Annotated in this window: 19 protein-coding genes; 10 read left to right on the top strand and 9 right to left on the bottom strand. The window is 71.9% G+C overall.

Going from position 1 to position 19,856, the window contains the following annotated elements:
- Window positions 1-71: 71 nt before the first annotated feature.
- From ACFQV6_RS19745 to ACFQV6_RS19735, 3 genes are read right to left on the bottom strand one after another with little or no spacing between them, the layout of a single operon-like run.
- Complete coding sequence (locus ACFQV6_RS19745; RefSeq protein ID WP_378028981.1) at window positions 72-659, bottom strand: maleylpyruvate isomerase family mycothiol-dependent enzyme; 588 nt, start codon at window positions 657-659, stop codon at window positions 72-74.
- Entirely contained in the window at window positions 656-1,096 is a 441-nt protein-coding gene (locus ACFQV6_RS19740; RefSeq protein ID WP_378028980.1) for an SRPBCC domain-containing protein, read from the bottom strand. Before ACFQV6_RS19740 ends, ACFQV6_RS19745 begins: the two co-directional genes overlap by 4 nt.
- Complete coding sequence (locus tag ACFQV6_RS19735) at window positions 1,093-1,440, bottom strand: ArsR/SmtB family transcription factor (RefSeq protein ID WP_378028979.1); 348 nt, start codon at window positions 1,438-1,440, stop codon at window positions 1,093-1,095. The genes ACFQV6_RS19740 and ACFQV6_RS19735 overlap by 4 nt, the downstream gene beginning before the upstream one ends.
- Window positions 1,441-1,519: 79 nt before the next feature.
- Here ACFQV6_RS19735 and ACFQV6_RS19730 point away from each other — a divergent pair, with 79 nt between their 5' ends.
- Entirely contained in the window at window positions 1,520-2,653 is a 1,134-nt protein-coding gene (locus ACFQV6_RS19730) for a glutamate--cysteine ligase (protein ID WP_378028978.1), read from the top strand.
- A 69-nt stretch (window positions 2,654-2,722) separates the two neighbouring features.
- On the opposite strand, the gene ACFQV6_RS19725 is transcribed toward ACFQV6_RS19730, so the two are convergent.
- Window positions 2,723-3,580: a DUF4394 domain-containing protein gene (locus tag ACFQV6_RS19725; RefSeq protein WP_378028977.1), complete on the bottom strand. Its 858-nt coding sequence runs from the start codon at window positions 3,578-3,580 to the stop codon at window positions 2,723-2,725.
- A gap of 197 nt (window positions 3,581-3,777) precedes the next feature.
- A complete protein-coding gene (locus ACFQV6_RS19720) occupies window positions 3,778-6,816 on the bottom strand; it encodes a tetratricopeptide repeat protein (protein WP_378028976.1) in 3,039 nt (1,012 codons plus the stop codon).
- Window positions 6,817-6,955: 139 nt separating this feature from the next.
- Between ACFQV6_RS19720 and ACFQV6_RS19715 the strand changes: the two genes are divergently transcribed.
- From ACFQV6_RS19715 to ACFQV6_RS19685, 7 genes are all read left to right on the top strand, one after another.
- A complete protein-coding gene (locus tag ACFQV6_RS19715) occupies window positions 6,956-7,354 on the top strand; it encodes a cellulose binding domain-containing protein (protein ID WP_378028975.1) in 399 nt (132 codons plus the stop codon).
- Window positions 7,355-7,473: 119 nt separating this feature from the next.
- The gene (locus ACFQV6_RS19710; RefSeq protein WP_378028974.1) at window positions 7,474-8,769 is read left to right on the top strand and encodes a vanadium-dependent haloperoxidase; all 1,296 of its coding nucleotides are present in this window, start codon (window positions 7,474-7,476) and stop codon (window positions 8,767-8,769) included.
- A 172-nt stretch (window positions 8,770-8,941) separates the two neighbouring features.
- On the top strand, window positions 8,942-10,027 hold the full coding sequence (locus ACFQV6_RS19705) for a zinc-dependent alcohol dehydrogenase family protein (protein WP_378028973.1): 1,086 nt from the start codon (window positions 8,942-8,944) through the stop codon (window positions 10,025-10,027).
- Window positions 10,028-10,071: 44 nt separating this feature from the next.
- Window positions 10,072-10,581 (top strand): gamma carbonic anhydrase family protein, encoded by a 510-nt coding sequence (locus ACFQV6_RS19700; protein ID WP_378028972.1) that lies wholly within the window; start codon window positions 10,072-10,074, stop codon window positions 10,579-10,581.
- A gap of 151 nt (window positions 10,582-10,732) precedes the next feature.
- Window positions 10,733-11,698 carry a GNAT family N-acetyltransferase gene (locus ACFQV6_RS19695; protein WP_378028971.1) on the top strand — a complete coding sequence of 322 codons (966 nt, stop codon included), beginning with the start codon at window positions 10,733-10,735 and terminating at the stop codon, window positions 11,696-11,698.
- 320 nt (window positions 11,699-12,018) lie between these two features.
- The gene (locus ACFQV6_RS19690) at window positions 12,019-12,618 is read left to right on the top strand and encodes a copper chaperone PCu(A)C (RefSeq protein ID WP_378028970.1); all 600 of its coding nucleotides are present in this window, start codon (window positions 12,019-12,021) and stop codon (window positions 12,616-12,618) included.
- Between the two features lie 17 nt (window positions 12,619-12,635).
- Window positions 12,636-13,847, top strand: a complete 1,212-nt coding sequence (locus ACFQV6_RS19685; RefSeq protein WP_378028969.1) for a Dyp-type peroxidase — start codon at window positions 12,636-12,638, stop codon at window positions 13,845-13,847.
- Window positions 13,848-13,904: 57 nt separating this feature from the next.
- On the opposite strand, the gene ACFQV6_RS19680 is transcribed toward ACFQV6_RS19685, so the two are convergent.
- Window positions 13,905-14,444 carry a sigma-70 family RNA polymerase sigma factor gene (locus tag ACFQV6_RS19680; RefSeq protein ID WP_378029051.1) on the bottom strand — a complete coding sequence of 180 codons (540 nt, stop codon included), beginning with the start codon at window positions 14,442-14,444 and terminating at the stop codon, window positions 13,905-13,907.
- Between the two features lie 325 nt (window positions 14,445-14,769).
- Here ACFQV6_RS19680 and ACFQV6_RS19675 point away from each other — a divergent pair, with 325 nt between their 5' ends.
- Window positions 14,770-16,443 (top strand): copper resistance CopC/CopD family protein, encoded by a 1,674-nt coding sequence (locus tag ACFQV6_RS19675; RefSeq protein WP_378028968.1) that lies wholly within the window; start codon window positions 14,770-14,772, stop codon window positions 16,441-16,443.
- 118 nt (window positions 16,444-16,561) lie between these two features.
- On the opposite strand, the gene ACFQV6_RS19670 is transcribed toward ACFQV6_RS19675, so the two are convergent.
- The gene (locus tag ACFQV6_RS19670) at window positions 16,562-17,998 is read right to left on the bottom strand and encodes a PepSY-associated TM helix domain-containing protein (RefSeq protein WP_378028967.1); all 1,437 of its coding nucleotides are present in this window, start codon (window positions 17,996-17,998) and stop codon (window positions 16,562-16,564) included.
- 177 nt (window positions 17,999-18,175) lie between these two features.
- Here ACFQV6_RS19670 and ACFQV6_RS19665 point away from each other — a divergent pair, with 177 nt between their 5' ends.
- Window positions 18,176-18,769 (top strand): VanZ family protein, encoded by a 594-nt coding sequence (locus ACFQV6_RS19665; protein ID WP_378028966.1) that lies wholly within the window; start codon window positions 18,176-18,178, stop codon window positions 18,767-18,769.
- Window positions 18,770-18,934: 165 nt separating this feature from the next.
- Here the strand turns inward: ACFQV6_RS19665 and ACFQV6_RS19660 are convergent, their stop codons facing one another.
- Complete coding sequence (locus tag ACFQV6_RS19660; RefSeq protein ID WP_378028965.1) at window positions 18,935-19,258, bottom strand: hypothetical protein; 324 nt, start codon at window positions 19,256-19,258, stop codon at window positions 18,935-18,937.
- A gap of 11 nt (window positions 19,259-19,269) precedes the next feature.
- A complete protein-coding gene (locus ACFQV6_RS19655) occupies window positions 19,270-19,797 on the bottom strand; it encodes a peptidase M23 (RefSeq protein WP_378028964.1) in 528 nt (175 codons plus the stop codon).
- Window positions 19,798-19,856: the final 59 nt, after the last annotated feature.

Here is a 19,856-nt window from a genome sequence, read left to right as displayed (position 1 = left end):
CCAGAAGCATAGCGATGGCCCGGCGGCACCGGAGTCGCCCGACAGGGTCACTCAGCGGCGGGAAGGGCTGGTCAGGTGCGGGGGAGTGCCTGCCCGGTGGGGAGTGTCCGGCCGCTCAGGAGGGACACCAGGGAGCCGCTGGGTGCGCTGACGAGCGTGCCGTCGCCCCAGCTCCAGCCGGTGTCGGTGGCCTCGAGGCGTACGCCGGTCAGGTCGACGCCGAACCAGGTGCCGTTGCTCGTGGTGAGCTGGCCGAGGACGGCGGTGACCGCCTCCGGCGGCGCGGCCGGGGGACGGTCGAGGGGGATCGTCACGTCCAGGGAGTGGATGACGGCGTGGCGCAGTGCGCCGGCCGCGCCGCCACCTGGCGGCTGCCAGGCGTGCAGACGCGGTGATCGGAGCTGGTCGAGGAGGTCGGCTTCGGGCAGGGAGGCGTCCCGCGTGGCCACGGTGTCGGACAGCACGGTGAAGTCGCCGCCGGCCGCCGCCATCTCGGCTCCGAACTGCTCGGGGGTCAGCCGAACCGGCATCGTCACGTGGGCGATCACGTGGCGGACCAGCCACTTCTCGCACAGCGACGGGGTGTCCCAGGTGTCGGCGGTGAGGGTTTCGGCCAGCTGCTGGTAGGTGGGTGCCACCCAGGCCTGTAGGTCGGTCACGATCGGTCTCCCTGTGTGAGGTGCGCCAGGTGCTCCTCGAGCCGGTCGAGGGAGGTGCGGAAGCCGCGGCGGGCGCCGGGCTCGCGCATCGCCTCGGGCACGTGCCGCTGGTGGATGACAACGGCGGTGGTGCCGTCGCCGAGGTCGTCGAGGGTGCTGGTGGTGTGCATCCCGGTGGCGGGCTCGACCCAAGCGAGCAGCTCGGGCGGGACGACGTCGGTGAAGGTGGCGAGCATCCGGTGGCTGCCGTGCTCGCCGACCATCAGGGTTTCGAAGCGGCCGCCGGGGCGGAGCTCGACGACGATGCCGCCGATCGGCGTGGTGGTCCCGCTCGGTCCCCAGAAGCGGGCCAGCTCGGCGGGCTCGGTGAGGCAGCGCCACACCAGCTCGCGGGGTGCGCGGAAGACCCGCCGGTAGACGAACTCGTCGTCGTTCACGCGTCTGCGCCCTCCTGCAACTCGGCGAGGCGGGTTTCCAGCCGGTCCATGCGGTCCGACCAGGTGCGCCGGCTCTCCTCGATCCAGGAGAGTGCGGTCAACAGCGCCGCGGGTTCGAGCCGGCACGGGCGGGTCTGCCGGTGCCGGCCGCGGCTGATCAGGCCGGAGCGCTCCAGCACCCGGATGTGCTGGGAGACGGCCTGCATGCTCATCGCGTACGGCTCGGCCAGCTCTTTCACCGTTGCCTCGCCGGTGCCGAGCCGGGTCAAAATGTCGCGCCGGGTGCTGTCGCTGAGCGCCGTGAACAGGGCGTCCAGCTGCTGGTCGTCGACGGTGAGCGCCATACGCCGTACTCAAGCATCTGCTTTATCAAGTGTCAACTTGTTTATAACGGATCGGTGGGTGCCTTCGTAGAGTTGGCGCATGGGTATCGACTTCGCCCCATCAATCAGGTCGCGCCTAGGGATTGAATGGGAGATCGCATGTGTCGACCGGCGTAGCGGCGAGCTGGCTCCCGCCGCACCGGACCTGCTCGCGAGGCTCGGCCGCTCGGATGCGTTCCCGCACGTGACGAACGAGTTGCTCACCAACACCGTGGAAATCGTCAGCGCCCCTCATCACCGGGCCCGGGACGCCGTCGCGGACCTCGCTCAGCAGGCCGAGCGGGTCGGTGCGATCGCCGAGCCGATGGGCGTCGACCTCATCTCGGCGGGTACCCACCCGTTCAGCCAGTGGTTCCAGCAGCAGGTGACACCGGGCAAGCCGCGGTACGACACCCTGATCGACCGTACGCGCTGGTGGGGCCGGCAGATGATGATCTGGGGGGTGCACGTGCACGTCGCGGTGGAGGACCGCCGCAAGGTGCTGCCGATCATCGACGGCCTGCTCACCTACATACCGCATTTTCAGGCGCTCAGCGCGTCCAGCCCGTTCTGGGCGGGGGAGAACACCGGGTACGCCTCGAACCGGGCGCTGATGTTCCAGCAGCTGCCGACTGCCGGGCTGCCGCCGCAGTTCGCCGAGTGGTCGCAGTACGAGGAGCTGGTGGCCGACCTCCAGCACACCGGCGTCATCGAGGACCTCAACGAGCTGCGCTGGGACATCCGGCCGTCGCCGCGCTGGGGCACGATCGAGGTGCGCACGTTCGACGGGATACCCACCGCGCGGGAGATCGGCGCGATCGCCGCCCTGACCCAGTGCCTGGTCGAACACCTCTCCCGCGAGCTGGACGCCGGGCGGGAGGTGCCCCGGCTGCAACCCTGGTTCGTCCGCGAGAACAAGTGGCGCGCCGCCCGCTACGGCATGGACGCGATCATCATCCAGAACGCGGCGGGCGACGAGCGGCTCGTCACCAAGGACCTGGAGGAGCTGCTGCCGCTGCTCGCGCCGGTGGCCGAGTCGCTCGGCTGCCTGGAGGAGCTGGACAGCCTGCGGGGGATCGTGGCCGGCGGTGCGAGCTATCAGCGCCAGCTGCGGGTCGCCGCGGCGCACGGCGGAAGCCTCAAGGCCGTCGTGTCCTCGCTGGTCCGGGAGCTGCGGGAGAACCAGCCGAGCTGACCGCCGAGTTGACCGCACGGCAACGCGCCGGTGGTGGGCACACGGCCCACCACCGGCGTTCGGAGAGGGTTACCACCCGCCGCCGTCGAGCGCCACCGCGACGTCCGAGACGTCCAGCGGGAAGATCCCGACGCCGGCGGCGGCGCCGGTCAGCAGGTCGACGGTGTAGAAGGTCTGGAAGCCGTCGGCCGGGGTGAGCACCGCGAAGGCGGTCGCCGAGACCGTCTTGCCGCCGCTCAGGCCGCTGAAGATGTCGAAACCGGCGTCCAGGCCGGCGTCCACGCCCAGGCTGCCGGTAGCGACCAGGAAGCCGTTGTTCGCCGGCGACTGGATGACGACCTGGTCGGTTGAGGTGTTGATGCCGAACAGGGTGGTGTTGGTCGTGCCGTTCAGATCATTGTTCGTGTACGCGGACGCGGTCACGCCCTTCGCCGGCCCGGTCCCCGGCGGAGTGGTCAGCGTGGTGTCCTCGGTCGTGGAGTGGTCCGCCAGGTTGTGCCGCAGGTTCTGGCCGTTGTCGCTGATCACCCGCAGCCGGTCGGCCGCCGGGTTGAAGTCGACGCCGAACTTCGTACCGTAGAGCGCGACCTTGAGCTGCGACACCTTCGTCGCGATCGTGCTCGGGATCCCGATGGTGTAGATGCCGCCCTTGTTGCCGACGCCGTAGAGCTTGTTGTCCTGCACCCGGAAGTCGATCCCGATCAGCGCGGTGTCACCGGTGAGCCCGGTGACGCGGCGCACCCAGTCGTTCTGCTCGGGCGTATCGGTCCGGAAGGACAGCATCAGCGTGCCGTTCCCGGCGATCCCGATCGCCTGCAATGACGGTGCGGTGGAGGCCGAGCTGCTGCCCCCGAGCCCGATCACGGCCGATGCCGTGGCGGTGATCAGAATGGCCGCCGAGGCCGCCCACCGTGTCTTCCGTGCCATCATCAGCGTTTCCTCTCCGATTCCTTCGCATGGGCCGGTTGAGGCCTGGAATCGAAGCTAGGCAGGCGCAATGGACCCGGACTGGACCCGGACTGGAGCCGCTGTCAGTGAGCAATTTTCAACCTGGCATCGGGCCCGAGGCTGCCCGGCCGTTGTCCGGCGCCGGCGGCCGAGGCCCTCGCCACGTTGAAAAAGGCTCAGTGGGGTGTACCGGACGACTGCCGCCGGCTGAGGATCAGGCGGATGTCCTCGGCCTCCGGCGCCCCGATCTCGGAATAGCGACTCCAGGCCTGGGTCCAGTGCCGGCCGGCCGCGTCCGGAACGCCGAGCATCTCGGCCACCCGGGCCAGGCCGGCGTGTGCGCGGGCCGACTCGTACCGGTCACCCGTCTCGATCGCGAGGGTGAGTGCCGCCAGGTGCTCCTCGCGCCCGTCAGCGGGCCGTCCGGTGGTGGTGAGGACCTCGCCGAGGCTGTTGGTGGCTCGGGTCTCGCCGGCCCGCTCACCGAGCTGCTGGAAGATCTCCACGGCCTCCCGCAGCACGACGGTGTCGTGGGTGACCGCGCCCAGGCCGTCGAGCGCCAGGGCCGTTCCGGCGCGCTCGTTGGTACGCCGGAAGATCGCCAGCGCGTCGCGGTAGCAGCGGACCGCCCGCCGGCTGTCGCGCTGCCGTGCGGCCACATCACCGAGGCTGACCAGCGCGTACCCCTCGCCCGTCGCATCGCCGATGCGGCGGCAGACGCGGACCGACTCGCTCAGGTAGGCCGCCGCCTGCTCGTCGCGGCCCTGGCGCCGGTACACCTGGCCGAGGTTGCCGAGCGCCCGCGCCTCGGCGGCCTGGTCGCCGGTGAGCCGGCACAGCGCGAGTGCCTCCCGCAGCCGTTCGGCGGCCTCGTCGTACCGGCCCTGCCACTGGTCGACGTGGCCGAGGTTGCCGAGCGCCCGCGCCTGCGCCGCGTGGTCACCGCACTCGCGGGCCAGCTCGACGGCCCGGCGCAGCAACGCGTCCGCCTGCTGGTAGTGGCCCTGTTGCACGTCCATGACCGCCACGTTGGTCAGCAGCTGCGCCTCGGCGGCGGCGTCGCCGGACCGCTGGGCGGCACGCAGCGCGTGCTGGTGCATGGTGACCGCTTCGGGGTAGTGGCCGCCGCTCTCCAGGTAGCGCAGCAGGGTGAGGGTGAGGCGGACGGCGTGCGCGGGCCGGTCGTGGGTGGCCGCGTGACCGACCAGGGCCACCAGGTTGTCGCGTTCGCGGTCCAGCCAGGCCTGGGCGCCGCCGGTGTCGCCGACCGGCGGTATCGGCGACTCCGGCCGGGTGACCCGGGCCCGCCGGTGCTGTTCCGCCGGGTAGAGCGTGTCCATCGCCTCGGTCGCGGTGAACAGCGTCGCGGCGAAGAGGCGGTCCAGGGCGGCATGGGCGTCACCGTCACCGGCCTCGGTGTTCAGGCCGCAGGCGTACGCCCGCAGGAGGTCGTGAAGTGTGAACCGGCCGGCGGTGACCTGCTGGATCAGGTGAGCGCGGGCCAGGGTCTCCAGCAGCTCGCAGGCTTCGGTGACCCCGGTGCCCAGCAGCGCAGCGGCCGCGTATCCCGCCACGTCGGGGCCGGGGATCAGGCCGAGCAGCCGGAAGGCTCGCGCCGCGGCCGGCGCGAGCTGCCGGTAGGACCAGGAGAAGACGGCGCGGACCCCGGTCTGCGGGTCCCCGCCGGCGTTCAGCAACTCCAGCCGGCGGCCCTCGCCGTCGAGCTCGGCGACCAGGTCCCGCAGGGGCACCTCGGGCCGGCCGATCGCCAGCTCGGCGGCGACCCGCAGGGCCAGAGGCAGCTCGGCGCACCGGCCGATCAGGTCAGCGGCGGCGGCCGGGTCGTCCCGCACCCGGTCACCGATCAGCCGGGTGAGCAGCGTCAGCGCCTCGTCCCGGTGCAGCAGCGGTACGACGATCCGCCCCGCGCCGTGCCGGGCGACCAGGCCCGGCAGGGTGTCCCGGCTGGTGACGACCACCGTGCAGCTCGCGGTGCCGGGCAGCAGCGGCCGTACCTGGCCGACCGAGGCGGCGTTGTCCAGCACGACCAGCACCCGGCGCCCGTCCAGCCGGCTCCGGTACGCCGCGGCCCGCTCGTCCCGCGCGGCCGGGATGTCGACGCCGGGCATGCCCAGGGCCCGGAGGAAGCCGGCCAGGGCGTCCTCGGGTGTCATCGGCTGCTCGGTGTCGTACCCGCGGAGGTTGACGTAGAGCTGGCCGTCCGGGAACCGCACCCGGGCCCGATGGGCCCAGCGCACCGCCAGCGCCGTCTTGCCGATGCCCGCCATGCCGGAGATCGCCAGGATGGTCACGGCGGTGGCCTGCTCGTTGTCGCCCGTGACCAGCCGGTCCAGGGCGGCGAGCTGCTCCTCGCGCCCGGTGAAGCCGGGCACGTCCGCCGGTAGCTGGGCGGGAGCCGGCCGCGCGGGTGGCTTCTCGGCCGGAGCCGGTACGGCGGCGGGCTCATCGGTGTCCCGCAGGACGGCGGCGTGCGCGGCCGACAGCGCGGGGCCGGGGTCGACACCCAGCTCGTCGGCGAGCCGCCGGCGCGTGTCGTGGAACGTCGCGAACGCCTTCGCCCGGCGGCCGGCGGCGGCGTACGCCCGGATCAGCCGGGCCTGTCCGGCCTCGTCCAGCGGCTGGGCGGCGGCCGCCTCCTCCAGGGCCGGCAGGGCCTCGGACACCGCGCCGAGCGTGATCATCAGTTCGCCGTAGCGGCCCAGGGCGGCGTGCCGCTCCTCGGCGAGAGCGACGACCTTCGGGTGCCCGGCGAGCAGCGGCACGTCCATCAACGGCGCGCCCCGCCACAGCTCCAGCGCCTGGGCGAACAGCTCGGCCGCGCCGCGCCGGTCCCCGCTCTGCTGTGCGGTGGCGGCCTCGGTGAGCAGCCGGCGGAAGCGGAGGAGGTCGAGTGCGTCGGCGGGGACCCGCAGGGCGTACCCGTCGCCGACGCGGGGCAGCAGGGCGCTGTGCGAGCGGGACGCACGGCCCGGCTCCAGCAGCCGCCGCAGGTGCTTGACGTGGGTCTGGATGATGTTGGCGGCGCTCGGCGGCGGACGGTCACCCCAGAGCGCGTCGATCAGCTCGGCCTGGCCCAGCGGCTGTCCGCCGGCCACCGCGAGCAGGCCCAGGACGGCGCGCCGGCCGGCCGAGGTCAGCTCCACCGGCACGTCGCCGAGCCAGGCGCGGACGGGTCCGAGCACCTGGATCCGCACGCTCTCACCCCCGGCGCAGGGCGGTGAAGCGGCGCTGTCCAGTCACTGTCCAGTCAGGATCCAGTGGGGTGGTCCACCCTGCTCAAGGAACCTTAGGTGGATCCGAACCGATATCTCAAGCGCGGGGGAGTTCATAGTGATGCATCGATCTGTAATGGCTGTCGCCGGTGTGGGTGCGGCCCTGCTCGTGCCCGCAGCTCCGGCCGCGGCCGAGGAGCCGGCCATCTGCCACATCGCCTACCAGGCGAACGGCGACACCTGGTCGTTCAACGGGAAGATCGTCATCTCGAACACCGGGCCGGTCACGCTGTACGGCTGGACGCTGAGGTTCTCGCTGCCGGCGGGGCACACCTTCGGCAGCGGCTGGGAGGCGGACTTCACGGTCGACGGGCAGGACGTGACCGCGTACAGCCTGGCGTACAACAGTGTGGTCGCACCGAAGAAGTCGGTTTCGGTGGGCTTTCACGCCTCCGGGAGCGTCAAGGGGCCCCGGCCTCCCGAGTTCCGGGTCAACGACCACCTCTGTACGGCTGGCTGACGCTCTGGGGCGGCGGGTGTCCGAGATCTGGCAGCGGATCGGGCTGTCCGGCTGAGAGCCGGGAGGACTGTGCCGGAGGAGCGTCGTGGTGTCTCGCGAAACGCGGAAAGGAGTACTCCATGGACACCATCCGCTACGGCCGCTCGACAGGTGGCCGTGCTGCCGCTGTCGCGGTCCTCACGCTGCTCCCGCTCGCCGCGGGGCCGGCTGCGGCCGCGTCGCCCTCGCCCTCTGAAATGGCATCGGTGGTCTCCGACTGGAATGCGGTTGCCGTCACGACTTTGATCGGCGACACCGGTAAGGCGCCCGTGGAGACGTTCCTCTACCTCGGGTTCGTGCACGCCGCGATCTATGACGCGGTGGTCGGCATCCACCCGCGCTACCAGCCGTACCGCCCGCACCACCCGGCCCCGCCTCATGCCTCGGCGACCGCTGCCGCGGCGGCCGCCGCGCACACGATCCTCGAGACCTATTCGCCGTACGCCCAGGCAGCGCTGGACACCGCGCTCGCGGCGTCGCTCGCGCGGGTGCCGGACGGGGCGGCGAAGACCGCCGGGATCGCCTACGGGGAGCTGGTGGCGCGGGACCTCGTCGAACTTCGCGCGCACGACGGCCGCAACGCGCCCGTGCAGTACACGCCGGCTCCGGCGCCCGGTGTGTGGCGGCCGACTCCGCCGGCGTACGCGCCGATGGCCGCACCGTGGCTCGGCGGGGTGACCCCCCTGCTCGCCCGCAGTGCGGCGCAGTTCGCCCCGCCCGCCCCGCCGTCGCTCACCTCGCGCCGCTACACCCGCGACTTCATCGAGGTGAAGTTGCTGGGGTCGATCGACTCCACGGTCCGCACCACCGCGCAGACCGACCTGGCGCGGTTCTTCTCCGGCAACGCCGCCGTGCAGGTCAACGTCGCGCTCCGGGACCAGGCGGCCGTGCGCGGTCTCGACATCGCCGACGCCGCCCGGATGTTCGCGGCCGTCGTCATGACCACCGCCGACGCGCTCATCGTCACCTGGCAGAGCAAGCTGGAACACGCCTACTGGCGGCCGATCACGGCCATCCAGCTGGCCGACACCGACGGCAACCCGGACACCGCGGCCGACCCGGCATGGACGCCTCTGCTGGTGACGCCGAACTACCCGGATTATGTGAGCGGCTACAACGCGGTGATCGCCGCGTCGTCGCGGGCCCTGGAGAACGTGGTCGGGCGGCGGCTGAACCTCACCCTGGGCTCCACCGCTGTGCCCGGCGCTACCCGGCACTACGAAAGCGGTACCGCGCTGCGGGCTGATGTGGTGAACGCCCGCATCTGGCTGGGCATCCACTTCCGGACGGCGGATACGGCAGCCCGGACCCTGGGTGTCGATCTGGCGGACTGGTCGAGCCGCCACTACTTCCGCCCGGCCGCACGGCACGGCTGATCGAAAGTGGTCGGCTAGTGCGGGCGATCCGGCGGGGACGGCCTTCTGTCCACCCGCGCGGGAGCAGGCGCCGGCCGCCCGTCGGTCGTTCTCGTGGGACTGAGAGGCGATTCGTGAAGATCAGTGGTCGGCTGGGCCGTGTGGCCTGACGACCCGGGTCACCTCTGACAGGATGCTCTCTGTGCGTGCCGTAGTCGTCGACGCCGCCCGGGACCAGCCGCGGGTGCGTGAGGTTGCCGAGCCCACGGCTCCCGCCGGCGGTGTGGTGGTCCGGGTGATGGCGACCGGGTTGTGCCGCAGCGACTGGCACGGCTGGGCGGGACACGACGAGGACATCGTGTTCCCGCATGTGCCGGGGCACGAGCTGGCCGGTGTCGTGGCCGAGGTGGGTGCGGGGGTCAGGCACTGGAGGAACGGCGACCGGGTAACCGTGCCGTTCGTCTGTGGCTGTGGCCGGTGTGAGTGGTGCCGGTCCGGGCAGGCTCAGGTCTGTCCTGACCAGCAGCAACCCGGGTTCACCCACTGGGGGTCGTTCGCCGGGTACGTCGCGCTGCACAGCGCGGACACCAACCTGATCGCCGTACCCGAGCAGGTCAGCTTTGCGGCTGCCGCCGGACTCGGGTGCCGGTTCGCCACGGCGTACCGGGCTCTGGCCGGTCGGGCGCGGCTCGCTGAAGGCGAGTGGGTGACCGTGATCGGTGCCGGCGGCGTCGGGCTGAGCGCGGTGATGATCGCCCGGGCGCTGGGTGGCCGGGTGATCGCTGTGGACCGCAACGCGGAGGCTCTTGCCGCCGCCGCAGACCTCGGCGCGGAACACACTCTGCACGCGGAACCGGCCGTGCAACGGGATCACACTCGGGGCGCCGACGGTCTCGACATTCCGGCGGCTGTGGCCGGCCTGACCGGCGGCGGGAGCCACGTCTCCGTCGACGCGGTCGGCAGCGAGCAGACCTGCGCCGATGCGATCCTCAGCCTCCGCCGCCGGGGCCGTCACGTGCAGGTGGGGCTGCTGCCGCCGGTCGACGGCCATCCGCGGGTGCCGATGGCGCGGGTCATCGGCTGGGAGCTCGACGTGCTGGGCAGCCACGGGATGGCCGCGGCCGACTACCCGGCGATGATGGCGCTCATCGAACAGGGCTCGCTGCAACCGCAGCGGCTGATCGAACGTACTGTCGGGCTCGGCGAGGCTGCGGAGCTGCTGCCCGATTTCGATCGGGCTACGGTCGCCGGAATGACCATGATCGACCCGTCGCGCTGAGCGTTGCCTTCCCGCAGAGTGTCACCATCCCAAGGAGAAAGAACGTGATCGAGATCGCCGGCCATGCGCCCCAGTCCGACTCCACCGCCTGGATCGCGCCGGGAGCCGTGGTCGCCGGCCGCGTCACCCTCGGGCCGGACACCGGTGTCTGGTACCAGGCGGTGCTGCGTGCCGACATGGACACGATCACCGTCGGCGCGGGCACGAACCTGCAGGATGGCGTGGTGGTGCACGCCGACCCGGGTTTTCCGGTCAGCGTCGGCGCGGGTGTGAGCGTCGGCCACCGCGCCGTCCTGCACGGCTGCACCATCGAGGACGAGGTGCTGATCGGCATGGGTTCGATCGTCATGAACGGGGCCTACGTCGGCTCCGGATCAATCATCGGCGCCGGTGCGGTGATCCCCGAGGGGTCGGTCGTCCCGGCCGGATCGCTGGTGCTCGGTATGCCGGGCAAGGTGCGCCGGGAGACGACTGAGGACGAACGCAAGTCCATCGCCCTCAACGCCGCCGCCTACGTCGAGCTGGCCAGGCTGCACCGATCAGCACAGTCGTGACCGCACCGGCAGCCGGCCGGGGTGACCGAGCTCGGGGTGCCACATCCACTAGCGGGCCGCCGGTCGCGGGCGCCACGCCCGCGGATGGGCCGCCGGCCGGGGGTGCCACACCCGTGGGCGGGCCGCCGGGGGCGCGGCCTACGATGCGGCGGTGGGATCCCCGCTGACTGTTCGCCCGGCCCGGGTCGAGGACGTCGCGCAGATGGCGCGCGTGAACGTGCGCTGCTGGCAGGAGACGTACCGGGGTCTCATGCCCGACGCGGTGCTCGACGATCCGGGCTTCGTGGCCGCCCGGGAGAGGTTCTGGACCGCCGCGCTGACCGACGAGCGATATCACGCGAACCGGGCGGCCGTCGCCGAGCGGGACGGCGAGGTGATCGGGATCGCCATGTCCGGCCCGCCCCTCGACGCCGCGACGGCGTGGACGCGGCAGCTCTATGTCCTCTATGTACGCGCGGCCGAGCACGGCCGGGGTGCCGGGCCGGCGTTGCTGGCGGCCGTGATCGACCCCGAGGATGCGGTGGCGCTGTGGGTGGCCGATCCCAATCCGCGCGCCCAGGCGTTCTACCGCAAGCACGGCTTCGTCGCCGACGGTGCGACCCAGGTCGAGGAGGGCGTGCGGGAGATCCGTATGGTCCGCGACGTGCGGCAGCCGCCGGCGATCACCGATGCGACGCTGACCCGTATCGGCCAGGGTGTGGAGATGCACCACGGGCGGGGTGAGCGTGACGCCGCTCGCCGCCTGTTCGAGGAGATCTGGGACGAGATCGGCGGCGAGAAGGGCGACCCGCTGCACGTCTGCGTCCTCGCGCACTCGATGGCCGATGTGCAGGATGACGTACGCCAGGAACTGCTCTGGGATCAGCGGGCGCTGGCGGCGGCCGACCTGCTCACCGACGAGCGCACGGGGCAGGCCGGGGTGGCGTTGCCGGTGGCCGGGCTGTATCCGTCGCTGCACCTCAACCTGGCCGACTGCTACCGCAAGCTGGGCGATGCCGGCCGCGCCCGGGAACACCTCCAGCGGGCGCGGTCGGGGATCGGCGCTCTCGGCGACGACGAGTACGGGACGCTGATCAAAGGCGGCCTCGAGCGGCTGACGCAGCTGCTGGCCGAGTAGCCACTCACCGGCCGAGCCGGTCGCTCAGCGGACGGTAGGACAGCCGGGCGCCGAGTGCCGACTGCCGGGCAGCCGGACAGCCAGGCGGGCGTGCTTCCCGCCCCCGCCGGACACGATCTTGAGTAATTGACCACCCCCGAGGGTGCTGGATCACTCAAGATCGCCCATTGAAGTGCGCGGAACGGGCTCGAGAGCGCAGCCTGTGCGGGCGCTCGCCGTGACGGCGGGCCGGCGGCTGAAAAAGCTGGAGGGGTGCGGGAACCAGGCGGGGGTGATGCCGGACCAATGTTCCGTACATCCCCCTTCGAGGAACGGACACCATGGCGACCTCCTTCATCCGCGGCTCGCGCCGGCGGGTTCTCACGGCGGCGTTGCTGGCCGCCGCACTGACGACCCTCGGCCTGGCCGGTTGTGGCGGCGACAAAGACGACAACACCGACGGCACGGGTACGCCCAGCCGGGCGCCCTCGGCCGCCGCTGCCTCGACGCTGACGATCAGGGATCCGTGGGTCAAGGCGGGTCCGGCCGGTGAGATGACCGCCGCGTTCGGGGTGCTGGTCAACGACACCGCCGCCGACATCACCATCAGCAGTGCCGAGTCGCCGGCCTCGCCGCTGGAGCTGCACGAGATGGCGATGAAGGACGGCAAGATGGTCATGCAGCCGAAGGAGGGCGGGTTCGTGGTCGAGGCGGGGAGCACCCACGAACTGGCCCCGGGCGGTGATCACCTGATGCTGATGAAGCCGGGCGCCGCGATCCAGGCGGGTGACGAGGTGTCGTTCACGTTCAAGCTCGCCGACGGTACGGCTGTGCCGTTCACCGCCATCGCCAAGCCGTTCGCGGGTGCGGAGGAGAGTTACGAGCCGGGCATGCACATGCCGCCGGCTTCGGGCGTGCCGATGGGCAGCAGCGCGCCGTGAGGTCCGGACCTTCCCCGGTGAGCAGGCGCCGCCTGCTCACCGGGGGCGCGGTTGCCGGTCTGGGCGTGGTCGCGGGTGCGGGCGTGGTGGCCGCGGCCGGTGGCGGAGAGCCGGTTCCGGGTGCGGGCGTGGTGGCCGCGGCCGGTGGTGGGGAGCCGGTTCCGGCGCTGGTCGCCACTACCGCGGAGATCGGTACGGCGACGGTCTCGTTTCACGGGCTGCGCCAGGCCGGTGTGGCCGAGGATCCGCCGGCGCACGCGTCGTTCGTGGCGTTCACCCTGGCTCGTGGCACCGACCGGCGCGCTCTGGGGCGGATGCTGCGCCTGCTCTGTGACGACGCGGCCCGGCTCACCCAGGGTGTGCCCGCGCTGGGCGACACCGAAGCGCCCCTTGCCGTGCTGCCGGCGCGGCTGACCGTCACGTTCGGGTTCGGGCCGGGCCTGTACCGGGCGGCCGGGCTCAAGTCGCCGGTGGCCGACCTGCCGCCGTTCCGGATCGACCGGCTGGAGGACCGCTGGTCCGGCGGGGACCTGCTGCTGCAGATCTGTGCCGACGACCCGCTGACCGTCGCGCACACCCAGCGGATGCTGATCAAGGATGCCCGGCCGTTCGCCGCGGTCCGCTGGGTGCAGCTGGGGTTCCGGCGCAGCCCGGGGGTGCACGCCCCGGAGCACACCCAGCGCAACGTGATGGGCCAGCTCGACGGCACGGCGAACCCGCGCGGCACCGAGATCGATCCGGCGGTGTGGAACCCGGACGGTTCCAGCACCCTCGTGGTGCGGCGGGTCCGTGCGGAGATGGAGACGTGGGACAAGCTGTCGGTGTCGGACAAGGAGAACGCGGTGGGGCGCCGCCTGGAGTCCGGCGCACCGCTGAGCGGGGCCCGGGAGCACGACGAACCGGACTTCACGGCCCTTGACGGTTTCGGGCTGCCGATGATGCCGGACTTCTCGCACGTCACCCGGGCGCGCATCACGGATCCGCGGTTGAAGATCCTGCGGCGGCCGTACAACTTCGACGGCGTTCCGGACGCGGCGGGCATTCCGGACAGCGGCCTGGTCTTCGCGTCTTATCAGCGGGACGTCATGGCTCAGTTCGTGCCCATCCAGCAACGTCTCGCCGACAAGGACCTGCTCAACGAGTGGATCACGCCGATCGGGTCCGCGGTCTTCGCGATCCCGCCGGGCTGCGCGGAGGGCGGCTGGGTCGGTGAGCAGGTGCTGGCCTGAGGCGCCTCCGCAGCCCTGATCGGGAGCGGTCAGCCCGCGCTGGTCAGACTGCGGAGGTCAGCCTGTGGGGGCGGCTCGGCCGGAGTGTGGGTCGTCGCGCATGGCGGTGATCAGGTCGTTGCGGGCGCGGGCGACCCGGGAGCGGACGGTGCCGATCGGGCAGCCGAGCACCTCGGCGGCCTCGAGGTAGGAGAGGCCGGCGATCTGGGTGAGGACGAAGGCTTCCCGGCGTTCGTGGGACAGGCCACGGACGAGGTCGGTGAGTGCCTGCTGTTCCTCGAAGCGGGGGCCGTGTGACGGCACCACCGACTCGGCGACGGCCTGCCAGTTGTGCAGGGCCGCTGTCCGGGGCCGGCGGGCGGAGAACCGGGCGTGGTCGGCGGCTACCCGGCGGGCGATGGCGAACAGCCAGGTGCGCACCGTCGACCGGCCGGCGAAGGTGGGCAGGGCTCGTACCACCCGCAGGAACGTCTCCTGGGCCAGGTCCTCGACGTCGGCGGACGGGGCCAGCGACCCGAGGAACCGCATGACGTCGCGCTGGGTGGCGCCGATGAGCTCGGTGATCGCTGTGGTGTCTCCCCGGGCCGCAGCGTTCATCAGCGGCGCGAGGGCGTCCGCCGGGCGGGTGGAAGCCACGTCCAGAGGCCGGGTGGGAGCCGCGTCCGGAGGCTCGGCGTGTGGGTCGTGCTCGCTCACCATGCGGTCGGCCGGGACCTGATCACTCTCGGATACACGCTCTAACAGTCGTCCCCCGGGCGGCTCAGGTTCCCGCTCGTGCTCCAGTCCACCTGTCCTCTCCGGTTCGGCGCCGCCATCAGGGCCGGGTAGGCTCCGCGACCTGCGCCTGGTCTCCGGGAACCGTTCGGTGATCCTTGCCGGCCGGCGCTGCGTACTGCCCGGTAGTCGCTCGATCGAGGAGTTCATGCTGACCACCGCTCGCCCCCTGTCCCCGAAACCGTCGCTGAGGCGCCGCACGGTCTGGTGCCTGCTGGCCGTGGTGCTCGGCGCCTGCGTCGCGGTGGGTCTGCCGGCGGGGCCGGCCAGTGCTCACGCCGTGCTGACGGCGGCCGTCCCGCAGCAGGGTTCGGTCGTGCCGACCTTCCCGGAGGCGGTTCTGCTGACCTTCAACGAGTCGGTGCGGATCGTGCCGGGCCGCACCCAGGTGGTCGGGCCCGACGGCAAACGGCTCAACGCCGGTGATCCCGAGCCGGTGCCGGGCGGGCTGTCCATCGCGCTGCGGGCCACCGATCGGCCGCTGGGTACGTACCTGGTCAGCTTCCGGGTCATCTCCGGTGACAGCCATCCGGTCTCGGGATCGTTCACCTTCTCCGTCGGTGCGCCGTCGGCCGGTGCGCCGCAGGCGGTCGACGCCGGCGTGGATCCGGTCGTGCGGGTGGCGACGTCGACCGCCAAGTACGCCGGTTACCTCGGTGTCGTGCTGGTGATCGGGCCGGTGCTGATGCTGGCCTGGTGGTACCCGCGGCGGCTGAGCCGGCGGCCGTTGTCCGGCCTGTTCCGGACCGGGCTGGCCGTGATCGCCGTGAGCACGATCGCGGGGATCTGGCTGCAGGCGCCGGCGAGTTCGGGTGCCGGGGTGCTGGACGTGTCCCTCGTCGAGTTGCGGGATGTGCTGCTGAGCCCGTTCGGCGCGGCCATGATCGCGCGGCTGCTGGTGGTCGCGGCCGCGGCGGCGGTGGTCGGGCGGGTGCGCCGCCGTCCGAGCCGGTCGCTTGCCCTGGTGCTGCTGGCGCTCGCCGCGGGTGGGCTGGTGACGTGGCCGCTGACCGGGCATCCGGCCGCGTCGCCGCAGTCGACAGTGCTGGTTCTGGCCGACGTGGTGCACCTGGGCGCGATGGGGCTGTGGGCCGGTGGCCTGATCTGCCTGCTCGTGGTGCTGCGCCGGGCGGACGTCCGGGAGCTGCGGGTGATCCTGCCGGCGTGGTCGAGGTGGGCGATGATCGCCGTGTACTGGCTGATCGCCGCCGGCGTGCTGCAGGCAGTGGTGCAGATGGGTGGGTGGGCGGAACTCGTCGATACGCCGTACGGCCGCCTTGTTCTGATTAAATCTTCGCTCGTCGCCGTTGTCCTCGCGGTGGCAGCGGTCTCCTGGCGGCTGGTCCGCCGTGCCGGACCGGCGACCGCGCGAACGCTGCGCTGGACCGTCGGCGCGGAGGTCGCGGTCATCGTCGGTGTGCTGGTGGCCACGACAGCGCTGGTGCAGACCAACCCGGGCCGCACGGTCGACGTCGAGGCGGAGGCCGCCGCCAAGGCCCGGGGCTTCGCGACGACGCTCACCAGCCCGCTGTACGCGATCCAGTTCGACGTCTTCCCGGCGAAGGTCGGCGAGTTCAACACGCTGCACGCGTACGTGTACACGCCGGAGGGCAAGCCGCTGCAAGTTCAGGAGTGGAAGGTAACCGCGGCGCTGCCGGCGATGGGTATCGAGCCGATGGACAATCCGGTCGCGTCGCTGGGCGCCAATCAGGGGCTGGGCAATCTGTCCTTCCCGTTCCCCGGCGAGTGGGACGTGCGCCTCACGCTGCGGGTGTCGGAAATTGATCAGGCGACGGTCACCACCACCATCCCGGTGAGCTGACGGGAATCCGCCGGCTCACCACCACCATTCCGGTGAGCTGACGGGGGACCAGCCGGCTCACCGGAATGTTCGGGACGCTTTCGCCGTACCCCAGCGGTGTTGATCTTGCGGCTTTGAATCACTGGCCGGTGAGGCGGTTCCCGTCCTTGCCGGCGCGCCCGCGGATGGTGCCGGTGATGAGGTCGACCGTCAGGAACGCGAGCAGCGGAATGCCGAACAGGGGCAGGGCGAAGGCAAGAGCGAAGATCAGGGGTACGCCGACGACGATGCCCCAAGTCGGAAGCTGCTGCCAGGCCCCGCGTGCCGGTGGGGTGCCGGCGATCGCGCGGCGGCCGGTGCGTGTCGGGCGGCGCTGCCACCACATGCGGTAACCCCAGATGATCACGGTGATCAGGCCGATCGCCAGCGCGGCGAGGATGATCTGGTTGAACAGGCCGAACAGGTTGCCCATGTGCGCCTGCACGCCCCACGAGGTGAGCTTGGCCAGGAACGGCCAGTCGGCGAAGTCCACCCGGTCGACGACCGCGCCGGTGCTGTCGACGGCGACGCTGTCCAGGCGGACCGGCCACAGGTTGTCGTTCTGGGTGACGGTCCAGGAGGTGGCGGTGTCCGCGGGTACGGCGATCGCGAGCGGGCCGTCGAGTCCGGCGGTGCGGGCGCCCGCGACGATGGTGTCGATGGCGGCCGGGTCGATGCCCCCGCCGGTGCTTCCGCCGCCGTGATGCCCGCCGGTCTCGGCGCTCGCGCCGGCCGTCAGCTCGGTGGCCACGTAGGGCCGGTTGCCCTTCACGGCGTCCAGGGCTGAGCTGAAGTTGGCGCCCGCGTAGCCGGACCAGGTGAGGCCGGTCGCCGACAGGATCAGCAGGCCGAGCAGCAGCCAGAGGCCCAGTGCGCCGTGCCAGCTGCGGGTGCGGCGTACGCCCTTCCTGGCGGCCAGATCCGGTGCCAGCAGACGGCGGGCGGTGCGGTTACCGCGCTGGCGGCGCCACCAGAGGACCACGCCGCCCAGAGCGATGATCCACAGCCAGCTGGCGGCGAACTCGGAGTACAGCTCGCCGGTGGTGCCGAGCTGCAGGTCACGGTGGAATTTGTCGGCCCACTCCACCAGGGGCGTCGATGTCCACCACGTGGTCAGCTGACCGGTCACGTCCCCGGTGTACGGGTCGACGTAGACCGTGTGGCTGTGCTCCTCGTCGAGCTCCGGTGAGGTGAAGTCGACCTGGGTGGTGGCGTCTTCCGCGCCGACCCGTACGGCCGTCAGCGCGCCCTCGGGATGAGCGGCCCGGGCCGCCGCGATCTGCTGGGCCAGCGGCAGGGCTTGGCCGCCGGGGTCGGCGACAATCAGCTCGGTGCTGTAGACGATCTTGTCGAGCGTCGGGGTGGTGGTGAAGAACAGGCCGGTCGTGGCCGCTATCAGCAGAAACGGGGCGACCAGGATGCCGGCGTAGAAGTGCAGGCGCAGCAGCAGCGGGCCGAAGCCGCGGGGCGGGCTGGTGCGGCGTTGAGCGGGTTCGTCGCTGGTGACGGGCTCGGCGACGTGGGGTGTTACGGCCATCGGCTGTCCTCGCAGGGGTGTCGGCGGCGCTCAAGGGGGCGCCGGCATCCGGGGGGTTGCAGTCGACGCACCGCTGTTGCGTTTCGTCCGGATCAATGCGTCACGGCACTAGTCGTCGGGCGATGCGCGATAGTTCCCAGTGATTTCTCAGCTCGTCCGGCGCGGAGGTGGCTCGGCTTGTTCGGTACGTTCAGGGGCGTCGTACTGCTCACGGTGGCCGCACTGCCGGTGGCGGCGCTCGCGGTCTGGGTGCTGGCCCGCCGCCGGACTGCCCACGGCACCGCACCGGCGCAGACCTGGCGCAGGGCGCTGGCCGAGGTGGGCATCGTCTACGGGACAGTGCCGTGGGTCTGGATGATCATGTTGCCGGGCGACCGGGCCGGTGAGGTCCCCGGGCGGGTCAGCCTGGTGCCGCTGCGGGATCTGCTCACGGTCCTCGCCGCCGGGCCGCTGACGGTGATCGCCCAGGTCGGCGGCAATCTGCTGGTCTTCGCGGCACTGGGATCCCTCGCCCCGATGCGGTTCGCAGCGCTGGCATCGGTGTGGCGGGTTCTGGCACTCGGTGCGGGGTGTTCGGTGGCGGTGGAGGCGGCGCAGTACGTGCTGCGGCTGGACCGGGTGTCGTCCGTCGACGACATTCTGCTGAACGCCGCCGGTGCCGGGCTGGCCGCGCTCGCGTCCCGGCGCTGGTGGCGCGCACCGGCCGATGCGGACGAAAACCTCCGAAATGGCGATGGCGACCTTGCATCAGCCAACCGCAGCATCGAATGATGAGGCGAAGCCCGTGGACGGTGGTGGTCTGAGCCCGCACGGGACCGCCGTCATCGCGCTCGATGCTGTTGGGCCGGACGCCGCGGATCGGTTCGTGCGAGATCGGGTCTTCGATCCGGACCGGTGGCTGCCAGTTCTACAGGCGTTGCGGTTGACGTGGGGCGCTCAGAGGAGGGTGGCCAGGTCGCCGGCCAGGGTCCACAGCACGTCGCCGTTGATGTGGCACTCGTGGACCCCGGGGGCGGTGCGCCTCCAGAGCGGCCGGCCGCTCCGGTCGGTGACGACGATCTCGCTGTCGTCGGTCACGAGGGCCAGATGGCGGCCGTCGGTGGACGGGACGCCGCGGTCGGCGGGAATCGTCGCGGTGACGGTGAGCCGGTGGTCCAGGAATCGGGTCGAGGAATCGGGGCCGGTGTACATCCAGCCGCCCGCGGGGATCGGCCAGACCTGACCGGCCCGCGGTGCCTCGGCGATCAGGCGGGGGCGCACAACCGGGGAGGCTACTCGGCGGCCACGCAGGCGGCCGGGGTGGCGCCCAGTGCGTCGACGAGGCGGGTGGCGGCCCTGGTGTGCTTCGCGTAGGCCTCCGGATAGGCCGACACCTGGACGGCCTGGGCGGCCTCGGTGAGCCGCATCCGGTGCCAGCCCTCGACGGTGAGCAGCTTGTCGTAGAACTTCTGGGTCTGGTAGGCCGGGTCGGAGAGCTGCTTGGGTGTTCCCCAGCCCTGGCTGGGGCGCTGCTGGAACAGGCCGATCGAGTCCCGGTCACCGCCGCGCAGGTTGCGCAGGCGGGACTCCTGCATGGCGGTGGCGACCGCGATCACCAGGGCCTGGCTCGGCACCTTCCGCTGGTTGCCGATGGTGACGATGACGCGCGCGTTCTCGACCTGCTCGTTGTTCCAGTCGTCGAGTACCGACGCCGATGCCGACGCCGCGGGGACGGGGGTGCAGGCGGCGTCGGCGCGCAGCAGGGGGCTGATCAGAAAGCCGGCCAGGACAGCGACGGCTATCACGAATAACGAGCGCACGACGAGGCTTACCTTCCGAGGGCGCGTGGGGGACCGGCGAAGGGTACCGGTCGCCGCCG

The organism is Actinoplanes sp. GCM10030250 (assembly GCF_042666575.1).
In the GTDB taxonomy this organism is placed as follows: Bacteria; Actinomycetota; Actinomycetes; order Mycobacteriales; family Micromonosporaceae; genus Actinoplanes.
The sequence above is the reverse complement of the archived record's forward strand: the minus strand, read 5'-3'. Positions and strand labels throughout refer to the sequence as shown.

Coding starts and splice junctions, on each gene's coding strand:
- ACFQV6_RS19735 (WP_378028979.1), bottom strand. CDS start 1,440: ATGGCGCTCACCGTCGACGACCAGCAGCTGGACGCCCTGTTCACGGCG.
- ACFQV6_RS19730 (WP_378028978.1), top strand. CDS start 1,520: ATGGGTATCGACTTCGCCCCATCAATCAGGTCGCGCCTAGGGATTGAA.
- ACFQV6_RS19725 (WP_378028977.1), bottom strand. CDS start 3,580: ATGGCACGGAAGACACGGTGGGCGGCCTCGGCGGCCATTCTGATCACC.
- ACFQV6_RS19715 (WP_378028975.1), top strand. CDS start 6,956: ATGCATCGATCTGTAATGGCTGTCGCCGGTGTGGGTGCGGCCCTGCTC.
- ACFQV6_RS19710 (WP_378028974.1), top strand. CDS start 7,474: ATGGACACCATCCGCTACGGCCGCTCGACAGGTGGCCGTGCTGCCGCT.
- ACFQV6_RS19705 (WP_378028973.1), top strand. CDS start 8,942: ATGCTCTCTGTGCGTGCCGTAGTCGTCGACGCCGCCCGGGACCAGCCG.
- ACFQV6_RS19690 (WP_378028970.1), top strand. CDS start 12,019: ATGGCGACCTCCTTCATCCGCGGCTCGCGCCGGCGGGTTCTCACGGCG.
- ACFQV6_RS19680 (WP_378029051.1), bottom strand. CDS start 14,444: ATGAACGCTGCGGCCCGGGGAGACACCACAGCGATCACCGAGCTCATC.
- ACFQV6_RS19675 (WP_378028968.1), top strand. CDS start 14,770: ATGCTGACCACCGCTCGCCCCCTGTCCCCGAAACCGTCGCTGAGGCGC.
- ACFQV6_RS19670 (WP_378028967.1), bottom strand. CDS start 17,998: ATGGCCGTAACACCCCACGTCGCCGAGCCCGTCACCAGCGACGAACCC.